Below are 13,153 nucleotides of genomic sequence, written 5' to 3' on the forward strand. Positions count from 1 at the left end.
TGTGCGACTGAACGATCTCGACGAACGCATCGTGCACGCCCTCGCCGAGGACGCCCGCCGTTCCTACGCGGACATCGGCTCCGAGGTCGGGCTCTCCGCCCCCGCCGTGAAACGGCGCGTGGACCGGCTCCGCGCGGAAGGCGCCATCACGGGCTTCACCGTCCGCGTGGACCCCGCCGCGATGGGCTGGGAGACCGAGGGCTTCATCGAGATCTACTGTCGCCACAACACCTCGCCGGACGACATCCGGCGGGGTCTGGAGCGGTACCCCGAGGTGGTGTCCGCGTCGACCGTCACCGGCGACGCGGACGCCCTCGTCCAGGTGTTCGCCTCCGACATGCGGCACTTCGAACGGGTGCTGGAGCGGATCGCCGGGGAACCGTTCGTGGAACGGACGAAGTCCGTCCTGGTGCTCTCGCCGCTGCTGCGCCGCTTCACCTCGGGAGCGCCGGCCTAGGCCGGCCCGCCCCGCGCGGCCCGCCCGGCGTCGCGGCGCGCCCGCCTACCGCCGGGCGCGGCCCGGCAGGGCTGGCTCGCGCCCCTCCAGCAGCGCGCGGCGCTCCTCCTCCGTCAGGCCGCCCCAGACGCCGAACGGCTCGCGGGTGTGCAGCGCGTGCGCCAGGCAGGCGCTGCGGACCGGGCAGCCCGCGCAGATCCGCTTGGCCGCCGCGTCCCGCTCCTCCCGGTCGTCGCCCCGCTCTCCGGCGGGGTGGAAGAACCGCCCGGACCCCAGGTCCCGGCAGGCGGCGCGGGACTGCCACTGCCAGGAGCGCTGCGCGGAACCGGGCTGGCGTGCGACGTCGGACATGTCAGTTCCTCTCCGTGGGTTGTCCCCGCGTGTGACCACTGGACCGCCCGCGAAACCCCGCCGGGAGCCACCCGCGTCCGGTCAGGACGCCCCGGACGGCGTGCGGAGCCCCAGGAAGAGCGGCCGGCGCCGCGGAACGAACCCCATCGACCCGTACAGCCGCAGCGCCCCCGCGTTCTCCTGCGCCACGTGCAGGAACGGGCTGTCACCCCGCTCGCGTACCGCCGCGGCCACCGCGCGGACCAGGCGCCCGGCCAGCCCCCTGCCCCGGTGCCCGGGGTGCGTGCACACCGCGCTGATCTCCGACCATCCCGCCGGCCGCATCCGCTCCCCGGCCATCGCGACCAGCCGGCCCCCGTCCCGGACGCCCAGGTACGTGCCCAGCTCGACCGTGCGGTCCAGGAACGGCCCCGGCTTCGTCAGCCCCACCAGCTCCAGCATCTCCGGCACGTCCGCGAGCCCCAGCGGGACCGCCTCAGGGGCGGGCTCGGACCGCACCGCCCGGCCGTCCAGCTGCACGCCCGGTACGGACACCACGGTGTGCCACCCCGCCGGCGGGGTCACCAGCCCCGTCACCCACACGTCCTCCCCGGGCCCCGCCAGCGCGGCCAGGTCCGCCCAGGCGCGGGGATCGTCCGGGTCCGCGAGGGCCGCGAACGGGGTCGCGTCCGCGCGGTAGCGCGCCGCCAGGCCGACCGGCCCGTGCTCGGCGAAGCTCCGGTGCGGTCCGGCCAGCGCGGCCCAGACCGGATTGTCGAGTGCCTCGGGGGACATGCGTACGGGCTCCTTCTCCTCGGCGCTCCTGCGCGCTCCTCGGCGCGGCGGCGCGATCGGTGCCCACCGCCTTCTTGACGGCTCCCGGCGCCCGCCGGGAGACTGCGGGGGACGGCCGTGACGGCCGGTGCCCGCCGCGGGAAGCCTAGCCACCGCAGGACGGGCCGCCGACGACGGGAACGGGGGTGCGAGCGGTGCGGACGGACCCCACGGAGCACACCCGGACGCGGACCCCCCGGCGCTGGTGGCTGACCCGGCGCCTGCACATCGACCTCCTGCGCGTCTGCAGCGCCTTCGGCCCCCGCGCCTGAGCTCCGGACCCCGTACTCCAACGGCCCGTACGAGGCCGCCCCGACCCCACCGGGCGGGCCCGTACGCGCCACACCCGTACCCGGTACGCCGTGTTGACCGACGGCCCGGCCGCGCGCCCCACCGCGCCCCGGCCCCGCCGCGCCCCGGCGACCCCCGCGCCAGTCCCAGGAGTGCCATGTCGCCCACCGTCCTGCCCCGCACCGGTCCGGCCCCCGCCCTGCGCGGCCGCATCGGCGCCGGCTTCTCGCCGGTCCCGCACCGCTACCACCTGTACCTGTACGCAGGCTGTCCCCGCTCCGCGCAGGTGGCCGAGGCCCTCGCCCGGCTGGGCCTGACGGACTCCGTCGCCGTCACCGTCCTCGGCCGCGACCCCGACGCGCCCGGCCACACCGCCCTGCGCCTGGCCTACGAGGCCGCCGGGCACCACTACGCCGGCCCCGCGGACGTCCCCGCGCTCTGCGACACCTGGAGCGGCCGCGTCGTCTCCGACCACGCCCCCGACATCCTCGACGACCTGCGGCTCCTGGCGGCCCACCCGGCCTTCCGCACGGCCCGCTGACGGGGCACCGCAGGGGGCATTCGAGGGTCCCTGGGGGTCCCGGAGGGGCGCCGCGCAACGAATCGCCGGGCGGGCCGTGCAATGCGCAACGAATCGATGCGCAGCGCGCAACGGTCACGGCTTGTCCGCGTCGAACGCGCGAACGTACCGTCGTATGACCCCCACACCCCTCCTGCCACAGAGGTAGTCCATGCCCCCGCTGCGCACCGCCCTCCTCCAGAGCTCCGGACGGCTCGGCGACACCGCCGAGAACCTCAAGGAGCTCGACGGGGCCGCCGCGCGCGCCGCGCGGAGCGGGGCCGGGCTCCTCGTGACCTCGGAGATGTTCCTCACCGGGTACGCCCTGGAGGTCGAGGACGTCGCCGCCCTCGCCGAACCGGCCGACGGCCCGTCCGCCGTCGCCATCGGCGAGATCGCCCGGCGCCACGGGGTGGCCGTCCTGTACGGCTACCCCGAGCGCGCGGGAGGCGCCGTCTTCAACGCGGCGCAGCTCATCGGCGCCGACGGCGCCCCGCTCGCGAACTACCGCAAGACCCACCTCTTCGGCTCCTTCGAGCAGGACGCCTTCACCCCCGGCGACACCCCCGTCGTCCAGGCCGACCTCGGGGGGCTGCGGGTCGGCATCATGATCTGCTACGACGTGGAGTTCCCGGAGAACGTCCGGGCCCACGCGCTCGCCGGCACCGACCTCCTCCTGGTGCCGACCGCGCAGATGCACCCCTTCCAGTTCGTCGCCGAACAGCTCGTCCCCGTACGGGCCTTCGAGAACCAGATGTACATCGCGTACGTCAACCGCACCGGCCCGGAGGGCGAGTTCGAGTTCGTCGGACTCAGCTGCCTGGCGAGCCCCGACGGGGTCACCCGGACCCGGGCCGGACGCGGCGAGGAGCTGGTGTTCGGCGAGGCCGATCCCGAGCTGCTGAGCGCCTCGCGCAGGACCAACCCGTACCTGCGCGACCGCCGCCCGGGGCTCTACGCCTCCCTCGTCTGAGACCACTTCCCCCAGCCTGCCGCCCGCAAGGAGCCGTACCCCATGACGTCCACGGTGCCCACCACCGCCGTCCCGCACAGCGACGGACGGCCGCCGATCACCATGTTCGGCCCGGACTTCCCGTACGCGTACGACGACTTCCTCGCCCACCCGGCGGGCCTGGGCCAGCTCCCGGCCACCGAGCTCGGCACCGAGGTCGCCGTGATCGGCGGCGGCCTCTCCGGCATCATCTCGGCCTACGAGCTGATGAAGATGGGCCTGAAGCCCGTCGTCTACGAGGCCGACCAGATCGGCGGCCGGCTGCGGACCGTCGGCTTCGAGGGCGCCGGCACCGAGGGGCTGACCGCGGAGATGGGCGCCATGCGCTTCCCGCCGTCCTCCACGGCCCTGCAGCACTACATCGACCTCGTCGGCCTGGTCACCGAGCCCTTCCCGAACCCGCTGTCCGAGGCCACCCCCTCCACCGTCGTGGACCTCAAGGGCGAGTCCCACTACGCCGAGACCATCGCCGACCTCCCGCAGGTCTACCGCGACGTCGCCGCCGCGTGGAACGAGTGCCTCGACGAGGGCGCCGACTTCTCCGACATGAACACCGCGATGCGCGAGCGGGACGTCCCGCGCATCCGCGAGATCTGGGCCAAGCTCGTCGAGAAGCTCGACGACGAGACCTTCTACGGGTTCCTCTGCAAGTCCGAGGCCTTCCAGTCCTTCCGCAAGCGCGAGATCTTCGGCCAGGTCGGCTTCGGCACGGGCGGCTGGGACACCGACTTCCCGAACTCCATCCTGGAGATCCTGCGCGTCGTCTACACCGAGGCCGACGACCACCACCGCGGCATCGTGGGCGGCTCGCAGCAGCTCCCGCTGCGCCTGTGGGAGCGCGAGCCCGAGAAGATCGTGCACTGGGCCCAGGGGACCTCGCTGTCCTCCCTGCACGGCGGCACCCCGCGCCCGGCGGTCACCCGCCTGCACCGCACGGCGGGCAACCGCATCACGGTCACGGACTCCTCCGGCGACATCCGCACCTACCGCGCCGCGATCTTCACGGCCCAGTCGTGGATGCTCCTGTCGAAGATCGAGTGCGACGACACGCTGTTCCCGATCGACCACTGGACGGCGATCGAGCGCACGCACTACATGGAGTCGAGCAAGCTCTTCGTGCCGGTGGACCGGCCGTTCTGGCTGGACAAGGCCGTCGACGGAGCGGGGAACCCGACGGGCCGCGACGTCATGTCGATGACCCTCACCGACCGCATGACCCGCGGCACCTACCTGCTCGACAACGGCCCGGACAAGCCCGCCGTCATCTGCCTCTCGTACACGTGGTGCGACGACAGCCTGAAGTGGCTGCCGCTCTCCGCGAACGAGCGGATGGAGGTCATGCTGAAGTCCCTGGGCGAGATCTACCCGAACGTCGACATCCGCCGCCACGTCATCGGCAACCCGGTCACCGTGTCCTGGGAGAACGAGCCCTACTTCATGGGCGCGTTCAAGGCCAATCTGCCGGGCCACTACCGCTACCAGCGGCGCCTGTTCACCCACTTCATGCAGGACCGCCTCCCCGAGGACAAGCGCGGCATCTTCCTCGCGGGGGACGACATCTCCTGGACGGCGGGCTGGGCCGAGGGCGCCGTGCAGACCGCGCTGAACGCGGTCTGGGGCGTCATGCACCACCTCGGCGGCTCCACCGACGCCTCCAACCCGGGCCCGGGCGACCGCTACGACGACATCGCCCCGGTGGAACTCCCGGAGGACTGAGTCCCCGGTACCGCAACGACGGGCCGTCCCCGCGCGAGCAGCGCGGGGCGGCCCGTTTCCACGTTCCTGCGCCGCGCGCCGTCAGTGCCCGCCGAGCAGGCCCGTCACGGCGCGATGCCCCGAGGGGCGGGCGGGGCACGGCACCGCGACGGGGGTCAGCAGACAGCGGCCGACCAGGCCGACGCCCGCGTCCAGGGACTCGCGGAACTCCTCCGCCAGGTCGGGCGTGCGGCGCAGGGCCCACAGCAGCCGGGCCGCCGCCCAGGCGCCCGCGCGGGCGCGGTCCAGGCTCCAGGAGCCGACCAGGTGGGTCAGCGGGTCGGCGATCTCCAGGAGGTCGGGGCCCGGCATCAGCTCCTCGCGGATGTGCTCCTCCAGCGCCACCAGGGTGTCGCCGACCCGGTCGAAGTCCGCTTCCAGCGCGGCCGGTTCGCAGTCCAGGGCGACGCAGGTCGCCACGACGGCCACCGCCAGGTCGTGGCCGATGTGCGCGTTGATCCCGGCCAGGGCGTGCTGCAGGGGGCGGACCCCCGGATGGCGCCGGTGCTGGAGCAGCGGACGCCAGCAGGCCGGGGCCCGGTCCGCCTCCACCGCCGCCAGGTAGTGCTCGGCGAACCGTACGCCGAGGGTCTGCGCCCGTCGGGGCGCGGGGAAGTCCCCGAGCCCGATGCGCCGGTGCAGGGTCTCCGTCACCGTCAGGTAGACCCGGTTGAAGACGGCGACACCGTCCTGCGGCGGGAGCCGCTCGTCCAGGGCGCGCATCCGCGCCAGCACCGCTTCCATGGGAGGCAGGGTCGCAGGCGCCGGCCCGGATGCGGGGAACTTGGCCGTACGCTTCGCCGGTTCGGGCGAAAACGCGTCAACGGGGCTTGCCCGGGCCGCCTCCGCCGTCCTGGGCGCCTCCGCCGTCCGGGTCGTCGTAGGTGGAGGTGCCGGAGTCGAGGAGCGGCTCCTGCTGCTTGAGGTGCGCGGGGGCGAAGTACCGCAGGGCGTGGTAGCCGCCGACCACCACGATCGTGCCGAGCGCGATGCCGCCGAGTTCGAAGGTGTCGGTGATCTGGAGCCGGACCCCGCCGATGCCGATGATGATGCCCGCCGCGGCCGGCACCAGGTTCAGCGGATTGCGCAGGTCCACCCGGGCGTTCAGCCAGATCTGCGCGCCGAGCAGGCCGATCATGCCGTACAGGATGACGGTGATGCCGCCGAGCACCCCGCCCGGGATCGCGGCGACGACCGCGCCGAACTTCGGGCACAGGCCGAAGAGCAGGGCGAAGGCGGCCGCGGCCCAGTACGCCGCCGTGGAGTAGACGCGGGTGGCCGCCATGACGCCGATGTTCTCGGAGTAGGTGGTGTTCGGCGGGCCGCCGACCGCGGTGGAGAGCATGGACGCGGCGCCGTCGGCGGCGATGGCGGTGCCCAGCTCGTCGTCGAGCGGGTCGCCCGTCATCTCGCCGACGGCCTTGATGTGCCCGGCGTTCTCGGCGATCAGCGCGATCACCACGGGCAGGGCGATCAGGATGGCCGACCACTCGAAGGCCGGGGCGTGGAAGGCGGGCAGCCCGATCCAGTCGGCCTTGCCGACCCCGGACAGGTCGAGGCGCCAGTGGTCCACGGCCTCGCCGCCGCCCACCGGCGAGTTGATCTTCCCGAAGACGAGGTCGAAGACCCAGGAGATCGCGTACCCGAAGACCAGCCCGAGGAAGATCGCGATGCGCGACCAGAACCCGGGCAGGCACACCACGGCCACCCCGGTGAACACCATGACCAGCAGCGCCGTCCACTGGTCCTGCGGCCAGTACGTCGAGGCCGTGACCGGCGCCAGGTTGAAGCCGATCAGCATGACGACCGCGCCCGTCACCACCGGCGGCATCGCCGCGTGGATGATCCGGGCACCGAAGTGCCGCACCGCGAGCCCGGAGAGGAAGAGCGCCACCCCGACGACGAAGACCGCGCCGGTGACCACCGCGCTGTCCCCGCCGCCCGCCCTGATCGCCGCGGCGACCCCGACGAAGGAGAGGGAGCAGCCCAGGTACGAGGGGACCCGCCCGCGCGTGGCGAGCAGGAAGATGGCCGTGGCGACGCCGGACATCATGATGGCGAGGTTGGGGTCCAGGCCCATCAGGACCGGGGCGACGAAGCTCGCGCCGAACATCGCCACCACGTGCTGGGCGCCCAGCCCGGCGGTACGCGGCCACGACAGCCGCTCGTCCGGCCGGACCACCGCGCCCGGGGCGGGGGTCCGCCCGTCTCCGTGCAGGGTCCAGCGCACGCCGAGGCCCATGTTCCACCACTTCCGTTTCCGCCGGCCGATCGAGCGTCCAGGCCGTGGGGCCCCGGCGCCGGAACGACGCCCCACCGGCGCCGCGTCGACGAGAGGGCCTCGGCGGCCAGCGATATATTACGGCCGTATATCCGCAGGTTCGTCCCGGTCGCCCCGCGCGGCTTCCTGCGCCACCGGCTTCGGCCGCAGTACGGCGGCGCCCGCGATCAGCGCGAACGCCAGCAGGGTGACCAGGCCGAAGGAGACGACGAGCGAGGTGGCGTCCGCGACGGCGCCGATCGCGGACGGGGCGATCAACCCCGAGGTGTACGTGATCGTCGCGACGCCGGCGATGGCCTGCGCCGGGGCAGGCCCGCTGCGCGCCGCGGCCGCGAAGGCCAGCGGCACCACGACCGCGATGCCGAGGCCGATCAGCCCGAAGCCGGCCAGCGCCGCCCCGGGATGCCGGACGAGGACCACGAGCAGCCCGCCCACGGTGGCCAGCACGCCGCCGGCCCGGACCGTGCGCACCGGCCCGAACCGGTCCACCACGCGGTCGCCGACGAGGCGGGCGACGGCCATGGTGAGCGCGAAGGCGGTGGTGGAGGCGGCGGCCAGCCCCGCGTCCGTGTGCAGCACGTCCCGCAGGTACACCGCCGACCAGTCCAGGCTCGCGCCCTCCGCGAAGACCGCGCAGAAGCCGACGGCGCCGATCAGCAGGGCCGACTTCGGGGGCAGGGCGAAGTGCGGCGGGGCCTCGGCCTCCTGATCGCTCCTCAGGTCCAGTACGCCCTGGACGGCGACCAGCCCGGCCGCGGTCAGCGCGACCGCCGCGATCAGGTGGTGCAGCCGGGCGTCCGCGCCGGTGTGCGCGGCGACCGTACCGGCGGCGGAGCCGAAGAGGGCGCCCAGGCTCCACATGCCGTGCAGGGAGGACATGATCGAGCGGCCGAGCCGGTTCTCGGTCTCCACGCCCAGCGCGTTCATCGCCACGTCCGACATGCCCGAGGTGGCGCCGTAGACGAAGAGCGCGAAGCAGAGGGTCGGCAGGTTCGGGGCGAGGCTCGGGAGGATCAGGGACAGGGTCCACATCGCCAGCAGTGCGCGCAGCGCGGAGCGGGCCCCGAAGCGGTGGTTGATCCGGCCGGCCAGCGGCATCGCCAGGGCCGCGCCGAGGGCGGGGAAGGCGAGCGCCAGGCCCAGGGTGCCCGCGCTCAGCTGGGCGTGGTCCTGGATCCAGGGGATGCGGGTGGCGAAGGAGCCGGTGACGGCGCCGTGCGCGCAGAACACGGCGGCGATCGCGAAGCGGGCATGGCGCAGGCGCGCCGGGCTGAGGTCGGTTTCCCCGGTCATGGGCGATAAACTATCAGGGACCCTGCCTGATAGTTAGTGGCCGTGAATCCCTAGGATGGGCGCCGTGACTCCTGCTCCCGCCCCGGCCCCCACCCCCCCTCCGGTCGCGGCCCCCGCGCCGGCGCCGACCCCCGCCTCGCCGAGCACGGCGCGCGCCATCAACGACCGCCTGGCCCTGCGGCTCCTCCAGGAGGCCGGGCCGCTGACGGCCAACCAGCTCAAGGCCCGTACCGGCCTCTCCCGCCCCTCGGTCGCCGACCTCGTCGAACGCCTCACCGGAGCCGGGCTGATCGAGGTGGCCGGCGAGTCCGGAGAGCAGCGCCGCGGCCCCAACGCGAAGCTGTACGGGATCGTCGCCCACCGCGCCCACCTCGCCGCCCTCGACGTGCGCACCGACAGCGTCACCGCCGTGGTCACCGACCTGCTCGGCCACCCCCTCGCCGAGGCCGCCCTGCCCGTCGGCGCCCCCGGCGACGCGGTCGACGCCCTCCTGCGCACCGCCCGCGGCGCCGGAGCCGCCGACCTGCACACCGTCGTCGTCGGGGCCCCCGGCCTGGTCGCGCCGGGCACCGGTGAACTCCGCGACTCCAGCGGCCTGCCCGCCTGGCACCGGGACCTGGTGACGGCCCTCCAGCGGAGCCTGCCCGCCGTGGTCGTCGTGGAGAACGAGACCAACCTGGCCGCCCTCGCCGAGCAGCGCCTCGGCGCCGCCCGCGACCTGGACTCCTTCGTCCTGCTGTGGCTCGGCGCCGGCGTCGGCGCGGCCGTGGTCCTGGACGGCCGGCTGCGCCGGGGCGCCTCCGGCGGGGCCGGGGAGATCGGCTTCCTCCCCGTACCCGGCACCGGCGGCCTGCCCTCCGCCACCGACTGCGGCGGCGGCTTCCACGCCCTGGCGGGCCGGGACGCGGTCACCGCCCTCGCCCGCGCCCACGGCTACGGCGGCCCGGCGGAGGAGGCCGTCGCCGGGGCGGCCGGGGAGGCGTTCCTCGACGCCCTGGCCGAACGGCTCGCCCTGGGCGCCGCCGCGGTCGCGGCCGTCCTGGACCCGGGCTGCGTGGTCCTGGGCGGTGAACTGGGCCTCGCGGGCGGCCCGTCCCTGGCGGCAAGGGTGGCCCGCCGCCTCGCGACGCTGACCCCCCTCCCGACGGAGGTCCGCGCCACCTCCCTGGGCGGCCCGGCGGTCCTGGCGGGGGCCAGGCTGGCGGCCCGGGAGGCGGCCCAGGACGTCCTGTTCGGCGGCTGAGCGCCGTCCCGGCCCCGATGCCGAGGGCTGCGGCGTGCGTGAATGGGGGGCATGTTCACCGACTTCACCCACGTCCACGACGGCGAGCGCCTGCGCGGCGCGTACGCCGGCGATCCGTCCGGGGCCACCGCCGTGGTGCTGCACGGCGCGGGCACCGGCAGCGCGGAGCGACTGCGCCCCCTGGTCCGGGAGTTCGCGGCCCGTGGCGTCCGCGCCCTCGCCTTCGACTTCTCCGGGCACGGCGAAAGCAGCGGCAGGCTGGCCGAGTTGAGCCTGCGGTGACGGTTCGAACAGGCCGTGGCGGTGATCGACGCGTACGCCGGGACGGACGGGCCGCTCGTCCTGGCCGGGTTCAGCATGAGCGGGCAGACCGTGGCGGACCTCGTCCGGCACTACGGGGAGCGCGTGGCGGCGCTGGGGCTGTGCGCGCCCGCCGTGTACGCGGCCGAGGCGTGGGACGTGCCCTTCGGGGACGGGAACGGCCCGTTCAGCCGGATCATCCGGCGTCCCGACAGCTGGCGGGAGGCGCCCGCCCTCCAGGCGCTGCGGTCCTACGAGGGCCGGGCGGTGCTCGCCGTACCGGGCACGGACGCGGTCATCCCGCCCGCGGTGACCGAGGCGGTACAGGACGCGCTGGCGACGCGCGCGCAGTACACGCGGTTCGACGTTCCGCAGGCGCAGCACCGGCTGGGCGACTGGTTCCGCGAGCACGGCGACGACCGGAGCGCGTTCGTCGACGCGGTACTGACCGGCCTCGGCGACCGCGGCTGGACGGCCACGCGCGCATGGGTGGCCGAGCAGCTCGGCCACGACCGCCCGGTCACCGACGCGCGGCTCCTCCACGGCGGCTGGAGCTCCCACATGCGCCGGCTGTCGCTCGACGACGGCGCGGACGTGGTGCAACGGACCTTCGTGAAGCCGTTCTTCCGCCGTCACGCACCCGGGCTGCTGGCCCGCGAGGCGTCCGTTCTGAGGCTGCTCGCCGGGCACCAGGACATCCCCGCGCCCGGATTCGTCGCCGTCGACGCCACGGCCGAACACTGCGACCACCCGACCCTGCTGATGACCGCGCTGCCGGGCCGCGTCCGCGTGGACGAGGAGGACCTCGACCGGCGCGTGGACCTGCTGGCCGCCCAGCTCGTCCGGGTGCACGCCGTCGTACCGGAGGGAAGGCCGCGCCCCTACGAGGCGTGGACCTCCCCGAAGGACGTCCGCGCCCCGGACGGCCCCCTGTGGGAGCGGGCCGTGGACGTGATCCGCCGCGACCCGCCGTCGTACGAAGGCTGCTTCCTGCACCGCGACTTCCACCCCGGGAACGTGCTCTTCGCCGGATCCGGCTCCGCGCTGCGGATCACCGGCGTGGTGGACTGGGTCGAGACCTCGTGGGGGCCCGCCGACCTGGACGTGGCGCACTGCTCGACCGCGCTCGCACTGCTGCACGGCCCGGAGCGCGGGCTGGAGTTCCGCGAGCGGTACGAGGCGCACGGGGGGCGCGACCTCGCCGACGGCCCCGACCACCTGTACTGGCGGCTGCTCGACGCGCTGCACTACTGCCCCGACGCGTCGAACCTGGCCGGTCCGTGGCGTGACCTGGGGCGGGGCGATCTGACGTCCGCGGTGCTGGCCGAACGGCTGGAGGCCTACGTGGACGGGCTGTTGAGACGATACGGTCGACCGGTCGCCGGACAGGGAGCGTGAGGTGAATCCTCCGCGCAGCCGCTTCACCTCCGTGCCGGCCGTCCTCGGCGCGGGCGCCGTGCCGGCCGCGGGCGCCGTGCTGGGCGCGACCGGTGCGCTCGCGGGCACGTTCGACGGGCCGGTCGCTCAGGTCGGGAGCCTCGTGTTCGCCGGGGGGTGGTCGTGGGCCTGCTTCGGTTTCCTCGTCGGATACACCCGGCGGTCGAAGGCCGCGTCGGCCCTGCTGGCCTCTTCGTCGCTGGCCCTCGGCGTGATCGTCTACTACGGACTCAAGGCCCTCCGGCCCGCCGCACCGATCGGAATGGAGGCCTCGGAGGTGATCCACAGCGAAGTCAACCTGGCGGGAATCGTCGTCTGGGGAGCAGCCGCCTTCCTCTTCGGCGCCCCGCTGGGGCTCTTCGGGAATCTGGCGCGGATCCCCGGGATCGGCGGCCTTCCGTTCCGCCTGCTCGTTCCGCTGATCGTCTGGATCGAGACCTCCGCCCGTCTCGGGGGTGAAGCGGACTCCGCCGGGCGGGTCGCCGCACTCACCTGGAGCGCGCTTCGCGTCCTCGCCGTCCTCGTCGCCGCGGCTCTGGTGGCACACGTGGTGTGGACGTGGCTCAGGCGGTACGGCAGCGCGAAGGCCGACGCCGCTTCGGGCTGAAGCGCACGGCGATCGACACGGTGATCGCCACGGTGATCGAGGGGTCACCCACGAGCACGGGGGCGTACGCCGCGTTGCCGCCTCCAGGTGGTTGCGGATGCCGGGGCCCCGCCGGCGCGGTACGGGTAGTCCATGACGCAGAAGCAGGACAAGGCCGGCGACGGGGCCGGCGCGCGCCCCGCGCAGCAGCGGGGAACCGCCTACGCCGCGCTCGCCGGAGCACTGATCGGGGCCCTGGCGGGCCTCACGGGCAGCACCCTCGCCTACTTCGAGGCCAAGGACGCCCACCGGGAGGAGGCCGGCGCCCGCCGGGCCGACATCCGGCGCTCCGCCTACGTCGAGCTCGCCGCGAGCACCAACAAGTACGTCCAGCAGGCCACCCAGCTGCTCACCGCGCGCCTCGACCCCGCCCGGACCGAGGAGCAGCGGCGACGCCAGTTCGAGGACAAGTACGCACCGGCCAACACGGACCTCTCGCGGGCCGTCACGACCGTGCGCCTCGTGACGACGCCCGAGGGCCGGCGCGACCTGGAGGAGATCGACGCCCGCTCGGCCCGCGTGGGGGAGCTGGCGACGGAGCGGTACCTCGAGGGCCCCGACGGCGTCGACGCCCGGAAGACCGGCGCCGCGTTCGCCGAAGCGGTACGGCAGCAGCTGGCCGCGCTCCAGCGGTTCATGGACCGGGCCGCCGCCGACGCCCTGTAGGCGGCCGGACCGCCCGCCGGCCGCCCCGCACCGCCCCCCGTCTCCCGCC

At 74.7% G+C, this 13,153-nt stretch carries 12 protein-coding genes and 1 pseudogene; 8 read left to right on the forward strand and 5 right to left on the reverse strand.

Translation table 11 applies throughout. The annotated features are described in order from the left end of the window. The first annotated feature begins 1 nt into the window (after window position 1). Window positions 2-457 carry an Lrp/AsnC family transcriptional regulator gene (locus ACZ6S8_RS14025; protein ID WP_007262967.1) on the forward strand — a complete coding sequence of 152 codons (456 nt, stop codon included), beginning with the start codon at window positions 2-4 and terminating at the stop codon, window positions 455-457. Between the two features lie 45 nt (window positions 458-502). Here ACZ6S8_RS14025 and ACZ6S8_RS14030 read toward each other — a convergent pair whose 3' ends face one another. Then, on the reverse strand, window positions 503-808 hold the full coding sequence (locus ACZ6S8_RS14030; protein WP_469455392.1) for a WhiB family transcriptional regulator: 306 nt from the start codon (window positions 806-808) through the stop codon (window positions 503-505). Window positions 809-889: 81 nt separating this feature from the next. Beyond that, on the reverse strand, window positions 890-1,582 hold the full coding sequence (locus tag ACZ6S8_RS14035) for a GNAT family N-acetyltransferase (protein ID WP_469455394.1): 693 nt from the start codon (window positions 1,580-1,582) through the stop codon (window positions 890-892). A gap of 487 nt (window positions 1,583-2,069) precedes the next feature. On the opposite strand from ACZ6S8_RS14035, the gene ACZ6S8_RS14040 reads away from it, so the two are divergent. From ACZ6S8_RS14040 to ACZ6S8_RS14050, 3 genes are all read left to right on the forward strand, one after another. Next, a complete protein-coding gene (locus ACZ6S8_RS14040) occupies window positions 2,070-2,453 on the forward strand; it encodes a hypothetical protein (RefSeq protein WP_469455395.1) in 384 nt (127 codons plus the stop codon). A 190-nt stretch (window positions 2,454-2,643) separates the two neighbouring features. Next, complete coding sequence (locus ACZ6S8_RS14045) at window positions 2,644-3,444, forward strand: carbon-nitrogen hydrolase family protein (protein ID WP_469455397.1); 801 nt, start codon at window positions 2,644-2,646, stop codon at window positions 3,442-3,444. 42 nt (window positions 3,445-3,486) lie between these two features. Further along, the gene (locus tag ACZ6S8_RS14050; protein ID WP_469455399.1) at window positions 3,487-5,199 is read left to right on the forward strand and encodes a flavin monoamine oxidase family protein; all 1,713 of its coding nucleotides are present in this window, start codon (window positions 3,487-3,489) and stop codon (window positions 5,197-5,199) included. Window positions 5,200-5,280: 81 nt separating this feature from the next. On the opposite strand, the gene ACZ6S8_RS14055 is transcribed toward ACZ6S8_RS14050, so the two are convergent. The 3 genes from ACZ6S8_RS14055 to ACZ6S8_RS14065 form a co-directional block, all read right to left on the reverse strand. After that, complete coding sequence (locus ACZ6S8_RS14055) at window positions 5,281-5,982, reverse strand: DUF5995 family protein (RefSeq protein WP_469455401.1); 702 nt, start codon at window positions 5,980-5,982, stop codon at window positions 5,281-5,283. A gap of 76 nt (window positions 5,983-6,058) precedes the next feature. Next, complete coding sequence (locus ACZ6S8_RS14060) at window positions 6,059-7,480, reverse strand: uracil-xanthine permease family protein (protein ID WP_469455402.1); 1,422 nt, start codon at window positions 7,478-7,480, stop codon at window positions 6,059-6,061. A 117-nt stretch (window positions 7,481-7,597) separates the two neighbouring features. Then, complete coding sequence (locus tag ACZ6S8_RS14065; protein WP_469455404.1) at window positions 7,598-8,812, reverse strand: MFS transporter; 1,215 nt, start codon at window positions 8,810-8,812, stop codon at window positions 7,598-7,600. Between the two features lie 55 nt (window positions 8,813-8,867). Here ACZ6S8_RS14065 and ACZ6S8_RS14070 point away from each other — a divergent pair, with 55 nt between their 5' ends. The 4 genes and pseudogenes from ACZ6S8_RS14070 to ACZ6S8_RS14085 all read left to right on the forward strand — a co-directional run bounded on the left by ACZ6S8_RS14070 (window position 8,868) and on the right by ACZ6S8_RS14085 (window position 13,104). Continuing rightward, a complete protein-coding gene (locus ACZ6S8_RS14070) occupies window positions 8,868-10,055 on the forward strand; it encodes an ROK family transcriptional regulator (protein WP_469455406.1) in 1,188 nt (395 codons plus the stop codon). Window positions 10,056-10,106: 51 nt separating this feature from the next. Beyond that, a pseudogene (locus ACZ6S8_RS14075) lies at window positions 10,107-11,753 on the forward strand (alpha/beta fold hydrolase). A gap of 1 nt (window position 11,754) precedes the next feature. Next, on the forward strand, window positions 11,755-12,399 hold the full coding sequence (locus tag ACZ6S8_RS14080; protein WP_469455408.1) for a hypothetical protein: 645 nt from the start codon (window positions 11,755-11,757) through the stop codon (window positions 12,397-12,399). A gap of 132 nt (window positions 12,400-12,531) precedes the next feature. Continuing rightward, window positions 12,532-13,104 carry a hypothetical protein gene (locus tag ACZ6S8_RS14085; RefSeq protein WP_469455409.1) on the forward strand — a complete coding sequence of 191 codons (573 nt, stop codon included), beginning with the start codon at window positions 12,532-12,534 and terminating at the stop codon, window positions 13,102-13,104. Window positions 13,105-13,153 lie beyond the last annotated feature (49 nt).

Source organism: Streptomyces sp. NPDC048461 (assembly GCF_055587105.1).